This window comes from Neisseria sp. P0009.S007 (genome assembly GCF_051962515.1).
Genome location: NZ_JBQCVF010000015.1, coordinates 1 through 20930 on the forward strand (window position 1 = coordinate 1; position 20930 = coordinate 20930).

A 20930-nucleotide genomic window follows, 5' to 3' on the forward strand; every position below is an offset into this window, starting at 1 on the left:
GTCGAAGTCAGCGAACAGCTCAAACAACACTTCGGCAACCTGCTCTTCGACACCGTCATCCCCCGCAACATCCGCCTCGCCGAAGCCCCCAGCCACGGCCTCCCCGCCCTCGCCTACGATGCCCACGCCAAAGGCACCCAAGCTTATCTAGACTTGGCCGATGAACTGATTGCACGGGTGGAAAAATAAACAGAAATATGAATATAAAAAGGCCGTCTGAAAGTTGGGAAATACTTTCAGACGGCCTTTGGTTTGATTGGAAAGAATATTTTTTAAAAAGACCGCGTACGTGCGTACCGCACACACCCTACGCATAAATTTCAAATTCTTTGTGATTCATAGGTAGGGTGTGTGCCCAAAGGCACACACACGGTTTGATGCAGGCTACAGCTTGCTTTGTTTCAGTTTTAGCCTGCCCATTTCCCAAATCCCAAACCCAATAAATTTAAATTAACTATTTTTATGATTTAAATAATGTTTTTTACATTTTAAGTACTTTTGATTCATAGCAGGATATTTGTTGTATATGCTTTGCATGATCATTTATTAAGCGATTTGATCCATAAAAAAGGGTAAATTCTGGTTTTTTTATTAACCCAACCCTCTCCAAGCTTTTAATCATATTAGCTTGTTCTTGGTTTATTACCATATCTTTTATATCATTTAATTGTTTTACGAGAGACATATTGTTTACTCCTTAAACCCTTAAGTTAGTTTTTCAATGTTAGCAGGAATAGCTGATTCTACTAATATTGGTATACCAAATTTCTCAATATGTTCATTTAAAAAACTATGTAAATTTTGAACTAGAATAGACATTTCTTGATCATTGCTAAAATCATCAATTTCTAATCGAAGATCATCTTTTAATGTATTAATTCCAATAAATCTTCCATGAGAATGCCATCGACTATTATCACTCAAGCTGTATGCAATTTCTTGTGCTCTTGCTTTCTTCTCTTCTATTGTAACAGGATCACCTTTATTTGTTGTTCGGTGCGTTACCCAGTTTTTAAATTTATATTTAACTAGCCATGTTTTTAATAAATCTACTGATAACTCTGCAGCCTGTTCATATTGGCGTAATTGAGCTAGATCTAATTGATTAATCATCATAAGTTCTGCTTGGGTAACATCATTATTCCTAGATTTCTCAATTATTTCTTTTACCTTATCCAAGTATCCTAACGCAGGAACCCATTTCCCGTCCATAGACTGAACTTGCGGATCTATTGGCCCCAGCGCAGAGGCATAATTCATATATACTTTATCTCCAGACATTGTCCAAATTGTGCCTGCTGACATAGCAAAACCAGGGATTACAAAGTAAACCTCTTCATAATAATGGCGTGTAATTTCAACCATTCTCTCAACTGCTGAAGCAGAGCCACCTAAGGTTGATAAAAATATAACAATCTTATTAACATCTCTCTGTTTGCAAGTATCTCCCAATGTTGATATTGTACTACGCCAAATATCAATAGAGTCCCAATTAATTCCCCCATAGTAACAAATAAAATCGCAACCAGAGAATCTTTGATCACGTAATTCCCCCATTTGATATTTAGCGTAATTAGAAATAGTGTTATAGAGATTTAATAGCATACATTAGCCTTAACAAACATTAACAAGACACACTAATTGTTTATTGTACCTTTCTCCCACTCCTTCAACAACCGCTTCACCGACACCGGATACGGCGTCTTCAACTCCTGCGCAAACAGCGACACCCTCAATTCTTCAATCATCCATTTAAACCCTGCAAGGCCGTCTGAAATGGGGAGGCCTTGTTTCACCAAGCTGTCGGTTTTTTCCTGCCACATTTGTTCCAGCTCTTGAATATCGGCTTCGCGGGCTGCGTCGCGGGCGGGGTTGCTGCTGTATTTTTCAAGGCGCAGGGTCATGGCTTTGAGGTAGATGGGCAGGCGCGGCCATTGTGCCCACGGAGTGCGAGTGGCGAAGCCGGGGGCAAGCAGAGTTTGCAGGCGTAGTCTTAGAAGGTGGGTCAATGGATGTTTGCCAAGTTTGCCGTTCAGTTCGGCGTAGGCGGCGGCGGTTTCCTGCAAGTAACGGCTGAGGGCTTCTTTGACGGCAGGCAGGCGGCTGCGGGCGCGTTTGATTTGTTCTTTGAAGGCTTTTTCGTTGCGCGGCAACTCGTCTTCGCCGATAAAGGCGCGATCGCAGACGGCTTGGGTGAGGTCGTCGCGCAGGGTGTCGGCGTTGATGTGTTTGAGCAGCATGGCGGCTTGGGTAAAGCCTTGGATGCCTTTGTTTAAATCTTTTACCTGCTCTTTTAATTGCAGCTTCATCAATTCGATGACGCCTTGACGGTGTGCCTGTTCGGCAGCTTCGGTGGTGTCAAACAGGCGCAGGGCGATGCGGCCGTCTTTTTCTTTTTGCAGGCCGAGATAGCCGGTAAGCTGTTGTTTGCCGCGGGCGAATTTGATGGATTCGGGCAAGGTTCCGATGTCCCATGTGGTCACGTTGTCGCGCTCAAATTCTTGGGTGTTGTCGCGGAAAGTGACGGCGGCGGCTTGGCCAAGCTGTTGTTGCAATTCGTGCAGTTTGCGGCCGCCGGCAAGCTCTTGTCCGCCGTCGTCAATAATGCGCAGATTCAGATAGCAGTGTTCAGGCAATTCTTGCGCCGCCCATGCGTCTTGGTCGATTTGCTCGAGAATCCGCATATCGCCGGCGCTTTTGGCGATAAAGTGCGCCAACTGGGGAATGATGGCCGCTTGGCGGTCGGGATTGCTTTCGAGAAATTTGGTGATGAAATCGGGTACGGGCACGCAAATGCGGCGGATTTGCTTCGGCAGTGCTTTAATCAGCAGCTGGATTTTTTCGCGCAACATACCGGGCACCAGCCATTCGAGCGACGGCGCGTGCAGGCGGTTAAGGACGGTCAGCGGCACGGTCATAGTCACGCCGTCAAGCGGATGGTGTGGCTCGAAGCGGTAGGAAAGTTTGAACTTGCCGTCTGCGGTTTGCCAGAATTTTGGGAACTGTTCTTCGGTAATGTGCGCGGCGGCGTGTTGCATCAAATCGTCGCGGCTGAGGAACAGCAGGCGCGGATTGTCGCGTTCGGCGGTTTTGAGCCAGGCTTCAAAGGTGCGGATATCGGCAAGGGGCAAAGGTTTCAGACGGCCTTTTTGAGATGTAGGCTGCTTTTTGGGTTTGGGGTCGTCTGAAACATTTTGTCGGGTACGTGAACTCGGTTCTCGCTCGCGGTTGGACGCATCTTTGGAATCCGCGTGCGCGGCTTGCGCCACACGCCCTGCGTTGCGCTGGTTTGCTTGTCCGTTTTGATCGGCTGTCTTGTCCGACTGGGTTTGTCCGCCCTCTTCGCTTCCCCAAACGCCGCCTTTCGCGTCTTTCCACACCAGCTCGGGCAGGCGTTCGTTATAAAACGCAAACAGGGCTTCGTCATCGACCAATACGTCTTGCTTGCGCGATTTGTGTTCGAGTTCGGTAATTTCTTTAATCAGCTTTTTATTGTGGGCAAAAAAGGCCGTCTGAAGATTGCTTTCCTGCGCCACCAATGCGCCGCGGATAAAGATTTCGCGCGCTTCTTCGGGCGCAACTTTGCCGTAAGACACGGGGCGGCGCGGCAATACGGTCAGGCCGTAAAGCGTCACGCGTTCGCTGGCGACGACTTCGCCGCGTTTTTGTTCCCAGTGCGGCTCGAAATAATGGTAGCGGACGAGGTGCGACGCTTCCTGCTCTATCCATTCGGGCTGGATAACGGCGACATCGCGCGCGTAAAGGCGCGTGGTTTCAACCAATTCTGCCGCCATCACCCATTTGGGCTTGGTTTTGAACAGGGCTGATGCCGGGAAAAGGTGGAAACGGCTGCCGCGCGCGCCAGTATAGTCGTTGCCGTCGGGTGATTTCATGCCGACGTTGGCGATAAGGCCGGTCAGCAGGGCGCGGTGGATTTGTTCGTATCCGGCTTCTTTAGCGGCGCGGATTTGGGCGCGGTGTTGTTTCTTATCCAGTTGTTTTTGTTTGAGCTTTGCCGCCAAATCTTGGTCGCCTTGGCTTTCAGACGGCCTTAATTGTTCTTGGGAAGGAGGTTGTCTAAACGCGGCTTCTTTGGTGGTCAAACCCATTTCAATCGCGGTTTGAGCAAGCTGGTGGTGCAGCTCGCGCCATTCGCGCATCCGCAGATGCGACAGGAAATATTGACGGCACCATTGCACCAGCTGCTTGTTGGACAAACCTTTGTCGCGCTCGCGCTGGAAGCTGTCCCAAATATTCAGATAGGCAAGAAAGTCAGATTGCTTATCGGTAAAGCGTTCATGCGCCTTGGCCGCGGCATCGCGCGCTTCCAACGGCCGCTCGCGCGGGTCTTGAATCGACAGTGCGGACGCGATCACCAATATTTCCGCCATGCAGTCGTGTTTCTTCGCCGCCAGTAAAATACGCGCGATTTTCGGGTCGATGGGCAGGCGCGCCATTTGTTCGCCGAGCTTGGTCAGACGGTAGCGCGTGTTGGCACCGATATGGCCTGAACTGTTTTGCAGGCCGTCTGAAATATTGGCTGGGTTGAATCGGGCATCAATGCCTGATCCGCGTACTTGGTTTTTCATATTTTGCATAGTCTTGTCAATCGGGCATCTATCCCCGACATCATCTAAATTTGTCTTTATTGGTTTTCACGCCGCTTATTGTGGATAAACATATTCCGCCTTGCCATCGCGAATGTTCAAGCTGCCTGCATCGCCTGTAATCAGATTGCCCGTTACCGAGCCTTCGCTACAACCTGAAACCGGCATATCGTAGCCCAGTGTGTGAATCAGGAACGTTGAAAGCTGCTGATGGAAGGCAATCTCGCAAGGCGCAAAAGCCTGGTTGACAGCCTGTTGCACGGCCTTATCCGGGCTGTACAACACCAGCGGCACGAGATAGCTGTCGGGCTGCACCGTGCCTTGATTGTAGGTATCTTGGCGCACATACTGACCATGATCAGAGGTATAGGCAAACAGCCAGTTGCCATCAGGCTGCTTTTGCAGCTGCTCGAATACGGTTTGGATCATTTGGTCGGTTTTGTGGATGGTGTTGTCGTACTTATCCACAATATTGGCTTCGCCGAAAACTTTATCTTGAGGCTGCAACAATGCGCCGTATGGGACGTGCGAACCGCGTTGGTGCAACACAATAAAATGCTTGCCCTGCTGCAAATTGATTTTGTCGAACAGCGGCAGCAGCTTCTCATCAGGCATATTGTCGCCGTTGCCGTAGCCAAGCTGAGTCGGCTGAACCAGATGGTCTATCCATTTCTTACCGATTAAGTTCAAAATCGCCATCTCGTTTTCCGCCTGCGCGCTGTAAAAATACGTTTCATAGCCCTGCTCTTTAGCGAGGCGGAACATATTGGTATCGCCGCTGCTGATTTGCTCGTAGCCGTTGGCATGCGGTATCGCATTAAAAAAGCTGGGCAGGGACACAGCCGTCATCAAAGCGGCGGAATAGCTTTGTTTCACAATCGGCTTAAATTCGGCTTGCGACAGCTGGGTCAAAAATGGCGAAGTTTCGCGTCCGTAACCAAACAGTTTCAAATGCGTCGCGCTTTCACTTTCGCCCATAATCAGGACGATATTTTGAACACTGCCCTGCCCGATTTTGCTTGGCGCAGACTGTTTGAACACAGGAATCTTGCTTAAATCAAACAACTGATACGGCAACACGCGTCCGATAAAATAGCCAAAGCTGAAATAATTGGCTTTGATGCGGCTGTATGTTGGTTTGGGCGAAATACCGTGTTCCTGCGTCGTACTGAATGAACGTCCAAAAATCAGCAACATCGCCGCAATAAACAAAATATCGGCAGCAAAATGCGTCTTACGGCGGAACTTGGCAAGGCTGCAAAACAGCACGACTTCCAACACGCCCCACAACACAGGCAGCCACAACTTATCCAACATCGACGCGCCCGCGCTGCCAACTTCGGTAACCTCTTTCAGCATCAGCCAATAATTAATGCCCGTTATCCAACTTTGATAAACCGCGTAATGCACATTGTTGGCAATGATGCTGAGCGCAAAAAACAACGCAATCAGCAACCGTGAAGCCTTATAACGCGCAAACAGATACAGCGCAGCAATCACAAATGTCAGCGCAAACGTTTCTGCAATTTTTGCCGCCGGCAGAGTTTCAATTCCGAATACAAAGCGATAGGCAATTTCGCTGGCAGTAAGTAAAGACGAATACAGAACAAGCGTGAGGAAAGATTTTTTCATCATTAATATTTCACAATAAAAAATTTACCGATTGAGTTTTAAAACCCAATATTCCCTTTTCAATAGTTTTTAGTTTCTCAATGATTTAGGCCGTCTGAAAATGAAACATAATCTACCATTTTCTTTTACTTTTCAGACGGCCTCCACCGCACCCAACTCCAGTAATACCTGAAAACCGTCATTGATATACCGCGAATCGGGCATTTCTAAAAATGGGAATGCTGCTACGTCGCCCAAGTTCAGCGATGCCATGCGTAGGATGACGGCGGCTAGGTTGCTGCGGACGATTTCGGGGGCGGTAAATTCGGGGCGGCTGTTGAAATCTTCTTCTGAAAACAGTCGGATACACACGCCTGCGGAGACGCGTCCGCAGCGACCGGAGCGTTGGCAGGCGGCAGCTTGGGAGATTTTTTCGACATGAAGCTGCTCCACTTTCGCCCGTGCGGAATAGCGTTTGACGCGCGCGAGGCCGGTGTCGATGACGTATTTAATGCCCGGTACGGTGAGCGAGGTTTCGGCGACGTTGGTTGCCAGCACGATGCGGCGTTTTGCGCCTGATGGGTGGAAGATTTTGTGCTGCTCGGCGTGCGACAGGCGTGCGAATAGGGGCAGGATTTCGTCGTTGCGGCGCAGCGTGGATTTGCGCAGGGCTTCGGCGGCTTCGCGGATTTCGCGCTCGCCCGGCAGGAACACCAAAATATCGCCTTCGCCATAGCGTACCAATTCGTCGGCTGCATCGACAATTGCGTCGGTCAGCTCGACTTCTGCGTCGTCTTCGTCTTTGCTGGTCAGCGGTCGGTAGAGGATTTCGACGGGATACGTCCGTCCGCTCACTTCTAAAACAGGGGCACCGTTGAAGTGTTGGGAGAAGCGTTCTGCATCTATCGTTGCCGAGGTGATGATGACTTTCAAATCAGGGCGGCGCGGCAGCAGCTGTTTCAAATAGCCCAAGAGGAAGTCGATGTTCAGGCTGCGTTCGTGCGCTTCGTCGATGATAATCGTGTCGTATGCGGCGAGATAATGGTCGGTCTGGGTTTCTGCCAGCAGGATGCCGTCGGTCATCAACTTGACGCAGGCATCGCGCGAGGTGTGGTCGGTAAAGCGCACTTTATAGCCGACCGCGTTGCCGATTTCGGATTTCAGCTCTTCGGCAATCCGCTCTGCTACGGAACGCGCAGCCAAACGGCGCGGCTGGGTATGCCCGATCAATCCTGCCGCCCCACGCCCGAGTTCCAAACAAATCTTGGGCAACTGCGTGGTTTTGCCCGAACCGGTTTCGCCGCAAATAATCGTTACCTGATTTTCGGCAATGGCTTTTTTGATTTCGTCGAGCTTTTCGTGAACGGGCAGCGTGTTGTCGAATTCGGGCTTGGGCAGTTTGGACAGGCGTTGCAGATAGAGGTCGTGCGATTTTTTGTATTTTTCCTCAACCTTGGCCAGGCCGCCGTATTTATTGGGGTTCTTAAAGGCAGATCGCAGAAAATGGCGGTCTTTGGAGAGGGTTTGGGCGAAATCGGGTTGCGGCATGATGGTGCAATGAATTAAATAATGTGAAAAGAATGGAATTATAGCAAAAGGCCGTCTGAAACTTGCTTGCTTTCAAGTTTCAGACGGCCTTTGTATGGATAAACCGTTTTAGTCGGCGGCGTGCCAAGGTTTTTGCATACCGGCGTGGAAACTCGGTTTTTCTCCGCCCCACAAGGTGTCGATGTCGTAGAAGTCGCGCACGGCAGGGAGCATGACGTGGACAACGAGGTCGCCTGCGTCGACAAGCGTCCATTCGCCGCTGTCGCCTTCGGTGCTGAGGATTTCAAAACCGGCTTCTTTCAAATCGACGGCAACGTTATTTGCCAGTGCTTTGACTTGGCGTGTGCTGTCGCCGCTGGCAATAATCATGCGGGCGAACAGGGAGGTTTTGTCTTGGGTTTCCAAAACAGAGATGTCTTTGGCTTTAATGTCTTCGAGGGCGTTTACGGCCACTTCGACCATTTTTTGCAGGTCTTGCAATTCTTGTTCGTTCATTATTTTCCTAGTTGAAATGTTTTCAGACGGCATTATAGCTTATCTGCCTGAATAAACGCTATTTTCCATAGAGTTTGTGTTGGCGGATGTATTGGGCGACCGGTTGCGGCAGGCCGTCTGAATGGTGGGTTTTGGCGAGATCGGCACGGATTTGGGTGGAGCTGGTGTTGTGCAGCGGCGCGTTGAGGATGCGGACGCTGCCGTTTTGCAGGGCTTCGCCGAGCCATGCGTGCAATTCGCGCGGGGTTTTGTTGAGGTTGTCGCCTTGTCGCATGGCGATGGCGATATGGGTCTGGCGCACGAGGGTTTGCCATTTTTTCCATGTGTGCAGCTGCATCAGGCTGTCGCTGCCCATCAGCCACCACAGTTGCGCGCCGGGAAACTGCTGGCGGAAGATCTGGACGGTGTCAAACGTATAGGTCGCGCCGTCACGGACGATGTCGCAGTCGCTGGCGGCGAATTTCGGTTCGTCGGCAATGGCGAGTTCAACCATATTGAGGCGCTCTTGTGCCGGCGTGCGCGTGCTGTCTTTGTGGTACGGGTCGCCTGCCGGCAGGAAGACGACAAGATCCAAACCGATTTCGTCGGCGAAGGCGCGGGCGATATGGAGGTGGCCGTTGTGGATGGGGTCAAACGTGCCGCCGAATAATCCGATGTTTTTCATTTCGTGGTGGTGTCTGCGTTAGATGTTTTGGCCGTCTGAAGCAGGCAGGCTGCCGTCAACAATCAGGTTGAGCTTGCCTGTGGTCGGATGGATGACCAGGCCGTGGATGGCGATGTTGTCGGGCATCAGCGGATGTTTGCGAATCAGCTCGACGGTATGGCGCACGCTGTCTTCGACATCGTCAAAACCGGTCAGCCAGCCGTCCAAATCGATACCGGCATTGCGCAGGGTTTCGATACGGTCGTCGGGAATATTGCTGTCATGTACGCGTTGGAGGAACTCTTCGGCGTGTAATCCGCGCATACCGCAGTCGTGGTGGGCAATGACCATGATTTCTTTGACTTTGAGTTCAAATACGGCGACCAACAAACTGCGCATCACCGAACCCCAAGGGTGGGTCACCAGCGCGCCGGCGTTTTTGATGAGCTTGGCATCGCCGTTTTTCAAGCCTAAAGCATTGGGCAGCAATTCGATAATGCGTGCGTCCATGCAGGAAAGGATGGCCAGCTCGCGGCCGGGGTATTTGTTGGTAAAGTATTTTTCGTATTCGCCCGTTTCGACGAAATGTTGGTTATAGGCGAGGATTTCGCTCAATTCGCTCATGATGTGCTCGTTTCGGATGGTTTACTCTATTATAGCGGTTTTCAGGGGGTATGGTTGTTTTGCAAATTCGCCGTAAACGGCTAAAATCGACGTATCTTTAGTTCTTTTGGAGGATGTGCCGTGTCTCAGTCTTTCCGCTTTGAACAGGTATTCGCGTCCGATGTCCACGATGCATTGTGGGATTGGGCGCAAACCAGCTATGGCGCATCCGACGATTGGTGCATTCTGTATCTCAACGGCCTGCCTTTAGGCCGTCTGAACCCGTTATGGCGCGAACGCCTCGGGCAAGATTGGACAGGCAGGCAGTCGATCCTTTCAGACGGCCTGAATTTGGAAACCGACAGCTGGGCGGAAATGGGCGACAGTTTGCAAACGCTGGCGCAACAGTGGCGCGAGTGCGGTTGGCTCAAGGGTTGGCGCGGTGAAAAATTTGACATCTGCGACCAGTCGGGCAAGCCTTTATGCGCACTCGAACGCGCCGCCTTCCGTCCGTTCGGCCTGATGAGTCAGGCAGTGCATTTGAACGGATTGGTCGAAACAGAAGACGGTTTGCGCTTTTGGATAGGCCGCCGCAGTCCGCACAAAGCCGTTGATCCAAACAAACTCGACAACCTGACCGGAGGCGGCATCAGCAGCGGAGAGAGGCCGTCTGAAGCCGTCTGCCGCGAAGGCGAAGAAGAAGCAGGCATTCCCGCTTCTATGACACCCCATATCCGACCGACCGCCCAAATATATAGTTTGCGCCCGGTTAATCGCGGTGTCCACAACGAAATCCTGTATATCTTCGACATCATCCTACCCGAAGGCTTCCAACCCGCCAACCAAGACGGAGAAGTCGCCGGTTTTGAACTGATGGACATCCCCACCCTGCTCGATGCCATGTTGGGCGGACACATGATGCACGATGCCAAGCTGGTCACGATCGAAGCCTGCCGGCGATACGGCCTGATCGACCCCAAACATCCGCTGTCCGCATGGCTCGACAGCATCCGTTGCCGACCCCATTTTTAAAGGCCGTCTGAAACCATGTTGCAACTCAAAAACATCAACAAACGCTTCGGCAGCAAAACCGTTGCCCAAGACATCAATCTAAACGTCGAAGCAGGCGAAATCCTCGCCGTACTCGGCCGCTCCGGCTGCGGCAAATCCACCCTGCTCAAAACCATTGTCGGCCTGGTGCGTCCCGACAGCGGCGAAGTCTGGCTCAACGGCGACAACATCACCGACATGCCGTCTGAAAAACGCAATATCTCGCTGATGTTTCAAGACTACGCCCTTTTGCCGCATTTAACCGCCCTCGACAACGTCGGCTTCGGCCTCAAAATGCGCCGCCTGCCCAAAGCCGAAATCGAAGAACAATCCATGCAGGCCTTGCGCGACATCGGTTTGGAACACGAAGCACAACGCAAACCCGAAAGCCTCTCCGGCGGCGAACAGCAACGCCTCGCCCTCGCACGCGCCCTCATCACGCGCCCGTCGCTGTTGCTCTTGGACGAAGCCTTCTCCAGCCTCGACACCCACCTGCGCCACCACCTGCGCACCCTGACCGCCGAACGCATCCGCAGTCAAAACATCCCCGCCATCCTCGTGACCCACTCCGCCGAGGAAGCCTGCACCATGGCCGACACCATCGCCATCATGCACGAAGGCCGCATTCTCCAACACGGCACGCCGGAAACCCTTATCCGCCGCCCCGTCAACGCCCAAGCCGCCCTACTGCTCGGTTTGGCCAACACCGGCGACACACGCTACATTCCCCAACACGCCATCCGATTCGACCCGAACGGCACAGCCGTCCGCATCAGCGAAGCCGTCCCCCTCGCCGAAGGCATACGCCTTACCCTCGCCCATCCGCAATACGGCGATTTGATTTGGTATCCCCACGCCGACCACGATACGGACAAACCGCAAACCGGACAGGAAATCCGCATCAGCGTGGATGAAAATCAGATTGTTTGGTTTGATTGAATGTGATGGATTAAGAAAAAGAAAAAGGCCGTCTGAAAAGCAACAAACACCGTCATTCCCGCGCAGGCGGGAATGACGGCGGATGGGTTTGGGGCGGGGGAAAGGTTTCAGGCTGCCTTGGGGAAGGGCAACCTGAAAATGGGGAGGCCATCTGAAAGAGCAGTTTCAGATGGCCTTTTGGTAGCTTGGGTTGCAAACCCAACATAAAACAGATGATTTAACGGTTTTGTTGAGCCTTGACCTAACCTACGCTTGCTTACTCTTCTATCCAATCATTGATTAAATCAGGATTTTTTTCTTCAATAGCCTGATTTATCCGCTTCATTGCTTCTTTTTTTCTAATTGCAGCCTGAGATGATTCAACCAAAATATCATAAAGGTCTTTAATTTCTGATTTACATGAGAAATCATAAGGCAAATCAAAAATTTCAAATTTATTGAGGAAACGACGCAATTTATGTCCGTCGTTTTCATCCAAATCTTTCCTTAATTTCGCCAGCCTGTCTTCAAAAACCATTGAAGCTTTTTTACTGGTTGGCTTGATAATTCCCTGTTCCAGCAGTAATTGGTATTGCTCAAAAATTTCATGTTCTTTGCGAGCAAGCTGCATACGAACAGAATCTTCAAGCCACTGGTAAAATTTATTTAAATCTGCATTGTTCTTAGTAACTTGAATCATACTTTTGGGCACCCAATGTCCGAGATATGTTTCGATTCCTTTTCGTCGTAAATTTTTTAATTCTTCAGCTTCTGCGCTATCTACGAAACTATCAAATTGAAGAAATTGTTTGCTGATTGTCTCTGCATCAATGTCAAACCCCATGCTTTTTAATTGCTCTGAGCCAATTTCCCGCCTTCCTTGCTCTGTTAATTCATAGCGGATAGCAAAATATTGCTGCAAGGTTTGCTGCCATTTATGAACAAATCTCCCTTGTGAAACAAGGGAGTATTGAAAAGTATAAGAATCTAACTTGTAAGCAGAAAAATCTTGAAGTAAGCAAACGGGAAGCTCTTGTAGGCTCTCAATAAAATTGTAAATATCGTTCAAGTTGCTGAGCATACCAGTCTCGTGATTGCCTCCTTTGTTTGCAAACAAACCGGCAGAGGTGAAATTGCTTGAACCGACAAAAAGAGCACCATTCGGTTCATCAAAGTTGTCAATAAGTGCTAATGCCTTTGTATGGAACAAGTTTTCAGACTCTACAACATGAAAAGACACTTGCTCATCCCCAAACAGTCTTGCCAATGGCTTAAGCAGTTTGGTTTCAATAATAGGCGTGGATAGTTTTACTACTTGTCGGGCATCAATATAAAAATTCACTTCGTAAATTTTTATATCGTTCATCAACTCCTTAACAAATTCCACTAGTTTGCTGAGCCCTTTTTCATCAGGCAGATAACAGCTTGCAATGTACAAGCCGTATTTCTTGCGTTTGTCGATTACTTCATTTAATCGGTTGATTAAAGAACTGGATTTTCCTTTTTTCTGGTTAAAGAAAACTTGTGTTTCAAACATTTTTGACTCTCCCGCAGGGTAAAATAAGGCAGCCTGAAACCTATTCCACAATTTTCAGGCTGCCTTTTACAACCAAACAATACTACCCTTTCAACTTCGCCAACTGAGTTTGCACTTTCGCCATTTTGTCTTCCAATTCCGCCAAATCGGCTTTGTCTTTTTCCACCAGATGCGCCGGTGCTTTTTCTGTGTAGCCGGGTTTGGAGAGTTTGGCGTTGAGTTTGTCCAAGGCTTTTTGCAGCTTCTCGGCTTCTTTGCTCAAACGGGCGGTTTCGGCGGCTTTGTCGATTTCGACTTTCAGCATCAGGCGCGCGCCGTTGCAGACGGCGACAGGTGCGTCTTCCGCTTCGGGCAAGCTATCCACCAGCTTGGCTTCGGTCAGTCGGGTCAGCGACGGCAAGTATTTGAGCAGGCCTTCGAGTTCTGCGCTGCCTTCGACGAAGAGCGGTGCTTTGACGTTTGGCGCGATACCCATTTCGCCGCGCAGTTTGCGCACTTCTTCCACCAAGTCTTTCAATGCGGCCATTTTATCGAAGGCCGTCTGAACGATTTTTTCTTTATCGGCTTGCGGATAGGCGGCCAACATGATGCTGTCGGCGGTTTTGGCATTCGCCAGAGGCGCAACGACCTGCCACAGCTCTTCGGTAATGAAAGGCATGATTGGGTGCAGCAGGCGCAGGATGGTTTCGAGTACGCGTACGAGGGTGCGGCGTGTGGTGCGCTGGGTTGTCGGGCAGCCGGTTTGGATTTGCACTTTTGCCAGCTCGATGTACCAGTCGCAATATTCGTTCCACACAAATTCGTACAGCGTTTGTGCGGCCAGGTCGAAGCGGTAGGTTTCAAAGGCTTCGGCAACGGCGGCTTCGGCTTGTTGCAGTTTGCCGATAATCCATTGGTCGGCGAAGGTAAACGCCAACGGCTGCATTTCGTCTTGACCGCAGTCTTTGTCTTCGGTGTTCATCAACACGAAATTGGTAGCGTTCCACAATTTATTGCAGAAATTGCGGTAGCCTTCGGCACGTTTAAAGTCGAAGTTGACCGAACGTCCCAAGCTGGCGTAGCTTGCCATGGTGAAGCGCAATGCGTCCGCGCCCATGCTCGGAATGCCTTCGGGGAAAAGTTTTTTCGTGGCTTCTTCCACTTTTGGCGCGGTTTCAGGTTTGCGCAGGCCGGTGGTACGTTTTACCAGCAGTTTTTCCAAGTCGATGCCGTCGATCAAATCCACAGGGTCGATGACGTTGCCTTCGGATTTGGACATTTTTTTGCCTTCGTGGTCGCGCACGATGCCGTGGATGTACACGTCTTTAAATGGTACTTTGCCGGTAAAGTGGGTGGTCATCATAATCATGCGCGCCACCCAGAAGAAGATGATTTCGTAGCCGGTTACCAAGACGTTGGATGGCAGGAAGGCTTTGAGTTCGTCGGTTTCAGACGGCCAGCCGAGTGTGGAAAACGGCACGAGCGCGGAGGAGAACCATGTGTCCAATACGTCTTCTTCGCGGGTCAAACCGGTTTTGCCGGCTTGTTTTTCGGCTTCTTCCTGATTGCGGGCGACATACACATTGCCTTCGTTGTCATACCACGCAGGGATTTGATGGCCCCACCACAGTTGGCGCGAAATACACCAGTCTTGGATGTTGTTCATCCATTGGTTGTAGGTGTTGACCCAGTTTTCAGGGATAAAACGTACCGCGCCGCTGTCGACAGCTTTTTTGGCTTTGTCGGCGAGGCTCAAACCTTTGAATTCGCTGTCAGGCTCGCCGCCGTTTGGCGTGGCGGACATGGCGACAAACCATTGGCTGGTCAGCATCGGTTCAATCACTGAACCGGTACGGTCGCCTTTCGGCGTCATCAGCGTGTGCGGTTTGATTTCGACCAAGAAACCTTGTTCCTGCAAATCGGCAACCATTTGTTTGCGCGCGGCAAAGCGGTCCAAGCCTGCGTATTTTTCAGGCAGGGCAAAGCCTGGTTGCGCTTCGCCTTTGAAGTTAAACACTTCGGCGTTTGCCAGCACTTTGGCTTCCAAATCGAACACATTAATCAGGCGCGTGTCGTGGCGTTTGCCGACTTCGTAGTCGTTGAAATCGTGCGCAGGCGTGATTTTCACGCAGCCTGTACCGAAGTCTTTTTCGACGTATTCGTCAGCAATCACGGGGATGGTACGGCCGGTCAGTGGCAGGATTAATTCCTTGCCGATTAAGTGGGTATAACGTTCGTCTTCAGGGTTGACGGCAACGGCCACGTCGCCCAGCAACGTTTCGGGACGGGTAGTCGCCACGATAACGGCTTCGGCAGGATTGTCCGCCAGCGGATAGCGGATGTGCCACATAGAGCCTTGTTCTTCCACGCTTTCCACTTCCAAATCAGACACTGCCGTACCCAAAACCGGATCCCAGTTCACCAAGCGTTTGCCGCGGTAAATCAAGCCCTGTTCAAACAGGCGCACAAACACTTCGGTAACAGTTTCGGCACGCACGTCGTCCATTGTGAAATACTCACGCGTCCAGTCGGCGGAACAGCCCACGCGGCGCATTTGTTGGGTAATCGTACCGCCGGAAACTTCTTTCCATTCCCACACTTTTTCCAAGAATTTTTCACGGCCCAAGTCATGACGGGACACGTTTTGCGCGGCAAGCTGACGCTCGACCACGATTTGCGTGGCGATGCCCGCGTGGTCGGTGCCGGGAATCCAGGCGGTGTTGCAGCCTTTCATGCGGTAGTAGCGAGTCAGGCCGTCCATGATGGTTTGGTTGAAGGCATGGCCCATGTGCAGCGTACCGGTTACATTGGGCGGCGGCAGTTGTATGGAGAAAGACGGTTTCGTCAAATCCATATCAGGTTGGAAATAGCCCTGCTCTTCCCAGTTTTGATAATGTTTGGATTCGATTTCGGCTGGATTGTATTTGTCTAACATGATGGAACTTTGTGAAATTAAGGTTATTTTTGATGTGCGGATTATAACGCAAAAAGGCCGTCTGAATCATTTCAGACGGCCTTTGGCATACGGGTTTTAAAAATGGAACAATACCAGGCTGACGGCAATCACCGCCATGCCCGTTGTCAGGCCGTAAACGGTTTCATGGCCGTCTGAATAGCGTTTGGCGGCCGGCAGCAGCTCGTCCAACGCCAAAAACACCATCACACCGGCTATCACGCCGAATACCGAACCAAACACGACAGGCGACAAAAACGGCTGCAAAACCAAATAGCCCAAAGCCGCCCCCAAAGGCTCGGCCAAGCCGGATAGTAGACACGCCTACACCGTTTTCTTACGGCTGCGGGTGGCAAAATAAACCGGCGCGGCAATGGAAATGCCCTCCGGAATATTATGGATGGCAATCGCCAAGGCCAAAGGCATCCCGACCGCCGGATTTTCCAAGGTGGCAAAAAACGTCGCCAAGCCTTCGGGGAAATTGTGCGCCGTAATCGCAAACGCCGCCATCATGCCGACTCGCGCGATATGGCGGCGTTTGCTTTCTTGAAACGACGGATCTTGCGCATCCAAGGTTTCATGCGGGTTCGGCACCAGGCGGTCAATCAGCGCGATGCCGCCCATCCCGGCCAAAAATGCCATGGTCGCCGCCGCAAACGCGTGGTCTTTATCATAAATTTCAGCGAACGCCTCGCTGGATTTACTGAAAATTTCTGTCAGGGAAACATACACCATCGCACCGCCGGCAAATGCCAAACCAAACGACAACACGCGCGGATTGGGCGTTTTGGAAAACATCACCAAGCCGCTGCCTAATACGGTAAACAAACCGGCTGCCAACGTGATGGAAAAGGCAACGGCCAAATTGGACATCGAAAAATCGGGCATGAGAAAACCTGCGCTAAAAGCTGGGACAGGTTCAGACTAACACTTTTTAATGATTATGATAATAGTTATTATTTATTTTATTGATTGGATACACGGATTTTGAAACAAAAGGCCGTCTGAAAAATGGTTTTCAGACGGCCCTTAAGTTTGAAATGTCGCTAAACCTTATCGCTTTCCAGCTTAAGCCTGATAACGCGACAGGCTCAAATCGTCGCTGCGGATTTCGGTGTCTTTGCCGCTCACGATATCGGCGGTTAATTTTGCCGAACCCAGCGACATGGTCCAACCCAAAGTACCGTGGCCGGTATTCAGGAAGAGATTATCAAAGCGGGTGCGCCCGATTAACGGCGTGCTGTCGGGCGTCATCGGTCTGAGTCCGCTCCAGAACAATGCCTGACTCAAATCGCCGCCTTCGGGGAACAAATCGTTGACGACCAAAGCCAAGGTTTCGCGGCGTTTTTCGGGCAGTTTGATTTCGTAGCCCGACAATTCCGCCATGCCGCCGACGCGGATTCTGTTATCAAAGCGCGTGATGGCAACTTTGTAGCTTTCATCCAAAACAGTGGACACCGGTGCGCCGTCTGAATTTGTGACCGGCAAGGTCAAGGAATAGCCTTTGACGGGGTAAATGGGCAGATTGAGATCCAACTGCGCCAAAACCGTCCTGCTGAAGCAGCCGAGCGCGCAGACAACGGCATCTGCCTCAAACCGCCCTGTTTCGGTTTCAACGGCCTTGATGCGCAGCCCATTGTGGTCGATGCGGCTGATGGTTTGGTTGAAGTGGAACTGTACGCCCTTTTCTTGACACAATTTGTATAGGTTTTCAGTGAAGAGGTGGCAGTCGCCGGTCGCGTCCGCAGGCAGGTGCAGGCCACCGGCAATTTTGGCGGTAACGCGTGCCAGCGCAGGCTCAAACTCTGCGCATTCTTCGGGTTTCAGACGGCGGTACGGCACGCCGTAGCGTTCCAAAACGGCAATGTCTTGTTCTGCCGCTTCAACTTCTTTGGCTTGGCGGAAAATCTGCAAAGTGCCTTTTTTGCGCCCTTCAAAATTCATGCCGGTTTGCGCTTCAAAACGGCGGAACATTTCACGGCTGTATTCAGAAATCCTGACCATGCGCTCTTTATTGATTTGATAGCGCGCTGCCGTGCAGTTTTGCAGCATTTGCCACAGCCATTCGATTTGATACAGGCTGCCGTCAGGGCGAAACAGCAAAGGCGGATGGCTTTTAAACAGCCATTTCAGTGCTTTGGTCGGGATACCGGGTGCAGCCCAAGGCGTGGTATAGCCGTAGGAAAGCTGGCCTGCATTGGCAAAACTGGTTTCCATCGCTACGCCCTCGGCGCGGTCGATGACCGTTACTTCATGTCCTGCTTCTGCCAGATACCACGCGGAAGATACGCCGGCAACACCAGCACCTAAAACAAGCACTTTCATTTTCTCCTCCTCTGACTTTTTTCAAAACAAACTTAATATATATCGGGCCGTCTGAATGTTCAGGTTCAGACGGCCTTGGACATTAATGCGGCAATTCGCCGTTTTTGATTTTTTGTTTGAAGTCACGCGTTTCATTGACGATGACTTTCGCCATCAATAAAAGCGCAATCAGGTTGGGCAAGGCCATCAAGCCGTTGAATGTATCCGAAGCCAGCCATACCAAATCAAGGCTCAATACGGTACCCAGCATGACGGAAGAGACGTAACCCACGCGGTACAAACCGGCAAACTTCTCGCCGAAGACGTAAACCGCGCATTTCTCGCCGTAATAACACCAGCCGAGAATGGTTGAGTAGGCAAAGAAAATCAGGCCGATGGTGACAATCCAGCCGCCGATGCCGGGCAGCATTTTTTGGAAAGTAACGGTTGTCAGCGCCGCGCCGCTCAATTCAGGTTTCACAAACTCGCCGCCTGCGCCGAGCAGACCCATGACCAACACGATACCGGTAATCGAGCAGACAACGATGGTGTCCAAAAAAGTACCGGTCATGGAAACCAAAGCCTGACGGACGGGGTGGTCGGTTTTCGCGGCGGCGGCGGCAATCGGCGCAGAACCCATACCCGCCTCATTGGAGAACACTCCGCGTGCCACGCCGTAGCGGATGACCGTACCGATAGCGCCGCCGGCCACGGCTTGCGCACTAAACGCATCGGAGAAAATCAGTTTGACGGCAGGCATCAGCACATCGGAATTAATCGCGATAATGGCAATACCGCCTACTACATAAAACACTGCCATGGCAGGCACGATAAAGGACGCGGCTTTGGCGATGCCCTTAATGCCGCCCAAAAGCACGATGGCCGTTAATACAGTCAATATCACACCGGTGTAGGCAGGTTCGACGCCGAAGCTGGTTTGCACTGCCTGCGCAACCGAGTTGGACTGCACCGAGCTGCCGATACCGAAGGAAGCGAATGTGCCGAACAGCGCAAACGCGACGGCCATCCATTTCCAGTTTTTGCCCAAGCCTTTTTCGATGTAATACATCGGGCCGCCGGACATTTCGCCTTTGGAATTGGTGACGCGGTATTTCACCGCCAACACGCCCTCGCCGTATTTGGTGGCCATACCGAAAATGGCGGTCATCCACATCCAAAATACTGCGCCCGGACCGCCGGTTACCACCGCAGTCGCCACACCGGCAATGTTACCCGTACCGATGGTGGCAGACAGCGCGGTCATCAACGCCGCAAAATGGGAAATATCGCCTTCGTGGTCTTCGCCGTCTTCATGCTTCTTTGACGGCATAAACGCCTGTTTCAGCGCATAACCCAACATGGTGAACTGCAAGCCTTTCAGCAAAACGGTCAGCAAAATGCCCGTACCGACCAGCAGCATCAACATAATAGGTCCCCAGACCCAGCCGCTGATGGTTTCGAAAAAGGCTTTGAGATTGTCTAAAAACAATTGCATGGCTTTCTCCTTTGTCTGTTTTATTTTTTATGCACTACTTTTTGTAGTGTCATGTAATTTCAGCACAGAATATTCAATAAGACAATATCTTTCTTTTTAAAAAGATTTTTGAGGTTTTACCCTAAAAAGATATCTATTTAGACCGATCAGATTGTTTACAATCCGCTAAAAATAAAGGCTGCGGCCGAGATAAAATGCCAAATGAAAGTTAATCAACCATCAATTAAGACTGCAACAATTAAAATGACACAATCGACAAATGGCACATTATTGAAAAATACAAACATGCAAATCTTGTTTTAAAAAGCTTCAGGCCGTCTGAAAGATGGTTTTCAGACGGCCTGAGGCTTGTTAATTATATTGATAAAATCAGGTTGATGAATGTTGCCCAAGCAACTGCGCCAGCACTCGGGCAAAGCGTTCCGTTGCGCCTTCGCTGGTGTGCAAATACAGGGCTGGCTCGATGAGTTCCAACTCATTGAGCAGGAAGGTGTCACCGACCAATGTACCATCCACTCGGGCGTAAACCGGCATTTGCGGCAAAGCGGCCAGTACATCTTGTGCGGCACTGATGGCAAACTCGGGTGGCTCAATACCGAACACCGACACACCATAGGCCGAGTTGGCGCGCCATTCGCCTTGCGGCGGCTGACGGCGCACGGCATGGCTGAATGCGCCGTTGAAAAACACCAGCGATGTTTCGCCTGCTGTTTCGATTTCGCGGATATATGGTTGAACAATCATACCTTGCGGATAATCCGCCATGTTCACGTCCAATGCCTCCGCACAAACTTTAACCACGCCTTTGCCGCTCTGCCCAAATGCCGGCTTGATGACCGCTTCCGTCCAGCCCTGTTGGTTCAGGATGTCGGCCAATTCGGCTTTTTGCGGCGGAACGAACACACTGGGAATCACTTGCGCTCCGCGCGCCGCCAAATCGCATAAATAAGTCTTTTCCATATTCCAAGCCATCAATTCGGGCGGATTGATAAAACGCTGCCCCGCCTGCCCGGCATGTTCCAGCCATTGGCGGAAGGCTTCGGGTTCGGCGGCATAATCCCATGCGCACAAAGGCAGTAAAAACGTCGCAGACGGATGGTTTTGCCACGCATCAAATACGGTTTTCACGCCCATGCTTTCCAAGCATGCCGCCAATGTTTTCAGGTTGTCCGATGGTTCGGGATAAG

Annotated in this window: 16 protein-coding genes and 1 pseudogene; 3 read left to right on the forward strand and 14 right to left on the reverse strand. The window is 51.0% G+C overall.

Annotation, left to right across the window (positions count from 1 at the left end; all coding sequences use genetic code 11):
* Positions 1 to 189, forward strand: a 189-nt coding sequence (locus tag ACTHS3_RS03065) for a ParA family protein (RefSeq protein ID WP_440367138.1), incomplete at its 5' end; no start/stop codon positions are given.
* 292 nt (positions 190 to 481) lie between these two features.
* Here the strand turns inward: ACTHS3_RS03065 and ACTHS3_RS03070 are convergent.
* The 8 genes from ACTHS3_RS03070 to ACTHS3_RS03105 form a co-directional block, all read right to left on the reverse strand.
* A complete protein-coding gene (locus ACTHS3_RS03070; RefSeq protein WP_070624674.1) occupies positions 482 to 685 on the reverse strand; it encodes a hypothetical protein in 204 nt (67 codons plus the stop codon).
* Positions 686 to 705: 20 nt separating this feature from the next.
* On the reverse strand, positions 706 to 1605 hold the full coding sequence (locus tag ACTHS3_RS03075) for an SDH family Clp fold serine proteinase (RefSeq protein ID WP_070624672.1): 900 nt from the start codon (positions 1603 to 1605) through the stop codon (positions 706 to 708).
* A 32-nt stretch (positions 1606 to 1637) separates the two neighbouring features.
* Positions 1638 to 4598, reverse strand: a complete 2961-nt coding sequence (locus tag ACTHS3_RS03080) for a DUF3418 domain-containing protein (RefSeq protein ID WP_070624670.1) — start codon at positions 4596 to 4598, stop codon at positions 1638 to 1640.
* Between the two features lie 66 nt (positions 4599 to 4664).
* Positions 4665 to 6242: a lipooligosaccharide phosphoethanolamine transferase gene (lpt3, locus tag ACTHS3_RS03085; protein ID WP_107849013.1), complete on the reverse strand. Its 1578-nt coding sequence runs from the start codon at positions 6240 to 6242 to the stop codon at positions 4665 to 4667.
* A gap of 129 nt (positions 6243 to 6371) precedes the next feature.
* Positions 6372 to 7766, reverse strand: a complete 1395-nt coding sequence (gene hrpA, locus ACTHS3_RS03090) for an ATP-dependent RNA helicase HrpA (RefSeq protein ID WP_083307443.1) — start codon at positions 7764 to 7766, stop codon at positions 6372 to 6374.
* 108 nt (positions 7767 to 7874) lie between these two features.
* Positions 7875 to 8261 carry a ribosome silencing factor gene (rsfS, locus tag ACTHS3_RS03095; protein ID WP_002246503.1) on the reverse strand — a complete coding sequence of 129 codons (387 nt, stop codon included), beginning with the start codon at positions 8259 to 8261 and terminating at the stop codon, positions 7875 to 7877.
* Positions 8262 to 8319: 58 nt separating this feature from the next.
* Positions 8320 to 8925 carry a nicotinate-nucleotide adenylyltransferase gene (gene nadD / locus ACTHS3_RS03100; protein ID WP_070624668.1) on the reverse strand — a complete coding sequence of 202 codons (606 nt, stop codon included), beginning with the start codon at positions 8923 to 8925 and terminating at the stop codon, positions 8320 to 8322.
* A gap of 18 nt (positions 8926 to 8943) precedes the next feature.
* Positions 8944 to 9528, reverse strand: a complete 585-nt coding sequence (locus ACTHS3_RS03105; protein ID WP_049336840.1) for a beta-class carbonic anhydrase — start codon at positions 9526 to 9528, stop codon at positions 8944 to 8946.
* A gap of 120 nt (positions 9529 to 9648) precedes the next feature.
* Between ACTHS3_RS03105 and ACTHS3_RS03110 the strand changes: the two genes are divergently transcribed.
* Complete coding sequence (locus ACTHS3_RS03110; protein ID WP_070624667.1) at positions 9649 to 10539, forward strand: NUDIX hydrolase; 891 nt, start codon at positions 9649 to 9651, stop codon at positions 10537 to 10539.
* 15 nt (positions 10540 to 10554) lie between these two features.
* Positions 10555 to 11496, forward strand: a complete 942-nt coding sequence (locus tag ACTHS3_RS03115) for an ABC transporter ATP-binding protein (protein WP_070734998.1) — start codon at positions 10555 to 10557, stop codon at positions 11494 to 11496.
* Between the two features lie 256 nt (positions 11497 to 11752).
* On the opposite strand, the gene ACTHS3_RS03120 is transcribed toward ACTHS3_RS03115, so the two are convergent.
* The 6 genes and pseudogenes from ACTHS3_RS03120 to ACTHS3_RS03145 form a co-directional block, all read right to left on the reverse strand.
* Complete coding sequence (locus ACTHS3_RS03120) at positions 11753 to 13012, reverse strand: hypothetical protein (RefSeq protein ID WP_440367143.1); 1260 nt, start codon at positions 13010 to 13012, stop codon at positions 11753 to 11755.
* 82 nt (positions 13013 to 13094) lie between these two features.
* Positions 13095 to 15926: a valine--tRNA ligase gene (locus ACTHS3_RS03125; protein WP_070624660.1), complete on the reverse strand. Its 2832-nt coding sequence runs from the start codon at positions 15924 to 15926 to the stop codon at positions 13095 to 13097.
* A 96-nt stretch (positions 15927 to 16022) separates the two neighbouring features.
* Positions 16023 to 16832 (reverse strand): annotated as a pseudogene (gene zupT, locus ACTHS3_RS03130) (zinc transporter ZupT).
* A gap of 180 nt (positions 16833 to 17012) precedes the next feature.
* Positions 17013 to 18269 (reverse strand): D-amino acid dehydrogenase, encoded by a 1257-nt coding sequence (locus tag ACTHS3_RS03135; protein WP_070624658.1) that lies wholly within the window; start codon positions 18267 to 18269, stop codon positions 17013 to 17015.
* 82 nt (positions 18270 to 18351) lie between these two features.
* Positions 18352 to 19743 carry an alanine/glycine:cation symporter family protein gene (locus ACTHS3_RS03140; RefSeq protein WP_004520217.1) on the reverse strand — a complete coding sequence of 464 codons (1392 nt, stop codon included), beginning with the start codon at positions 19741 to 19743 and terminating at the stop codon, positions 18352 to 18354.
* A gap of 369 nt (positions 19744 to 20112) precedes the next feature.
* On the reverse strand, positions 20113 to 20930 hold an 818-nt coding region (locus ACTHS3_RS03145; RefSeq protein ID WP_440367145.1), incomplete at its 5' end, for an ATP-grasp domain-containing protein.

What these genes read in the sequence shown, in the direction of transcription:
- rsfS (WP_002246503.1), bottom strand. Translation starts at nt 8,261, where the DNA reads ATGAACGAACAAGAATTGCAAGACCTGCAAAAAATGGTCGAAGTGGCC.
- ACTHS3_RS03115 (WP_070734998.1), top strand. Translation starts at nt 10,555, where the DNA reads ATGTTGCAACTCAAAAACATCAACAAACGCTTCGGCAGCAAAACCGTT.
- ACTHS3_RS03140 (WP_004520217.1), bottom strand. Translation starts at nt 19,743, where the DNA reads ATGCAATTGTTTTTAGACAATCTCAAAGCCTTTTTCGAAACCATCAGC.
- ACTHS3_RS03125 (WP_070624660.1), bottom strand. Translation starts at nt 15,926, where the DNA reads ATGTTAGACAAATACAATCCAGCCGAAATCGAATCCAAACATTATCAA.
- hrpA (WP_083307443.1), bottom strand. Translation starts at nt 7,766, where the DNA reads ATGCCGCAACCCGATTTCGCCCAAACCCTCTCCAAAGACCGCCATTTT.
- lpt3 (WP_107849013.1), bottom strand. Translation starts at nt 6,242, where the DNA reads ATGATGAAAAAATCTTTCCTCACGCTTGTTCTGTATTCGTCTTTACTT.
- ACTHS3_RS03080 (WP_070624670.1), bottom strand. Translation starts at nt 4,598, where the DNA reads ATGCAAAATATGAAAAACCAAGTACGCGGATCAGGCATTGATGCCCGA.
- ACTHS3_RS03135 (WP_070624658.1), bottom strand. Translation starts at nt 18,269, where the DNA reads ATGAAAGTGCTTGTTTTAGGTGCTGGTGTTGCCGGCGTATCTTCCGCG.
- nadD (WP_070624668.1), bottom strand. Translation starts at nt 8,925, where the DNA reads ATGAAAAACATCGGATTATTCGGCGGCACGTTTGACCCCATCCACAAC.
- ACTHS3_RS03120 (WP_440367143.1), bottom strand. Translation starts at nt 13,012, where the DNA reads ATGTTTGAAACACAAGTTTTCTTTAACCAGAAAAAAGGAAAATCCAGT.
- ACTHS3_RS03075 (WP_070624672.1), bottom strand. Translation starts at nt 1,605, where the DNA reads ATGCTATTAAATCTCTATAACACTATTTCTAATTACGCTAAATATCAA.
- ACTHS3_RS03105 (WP_049336840.1), bottom strand. Translation starts at nt 9,528, where the DNA reads ATGAGCGAATTGAGCGAAATCCTCGCCTATAACCAACATTTCGTCGAA.
- ACTHS3_RS03070 (WP_070624674.1), bottom strand. Translation starts at nt 685, where the DNA reads ATGTCTCTCGTAAAACAATTAAATGATATAAAAGATATGGTAATAAAC.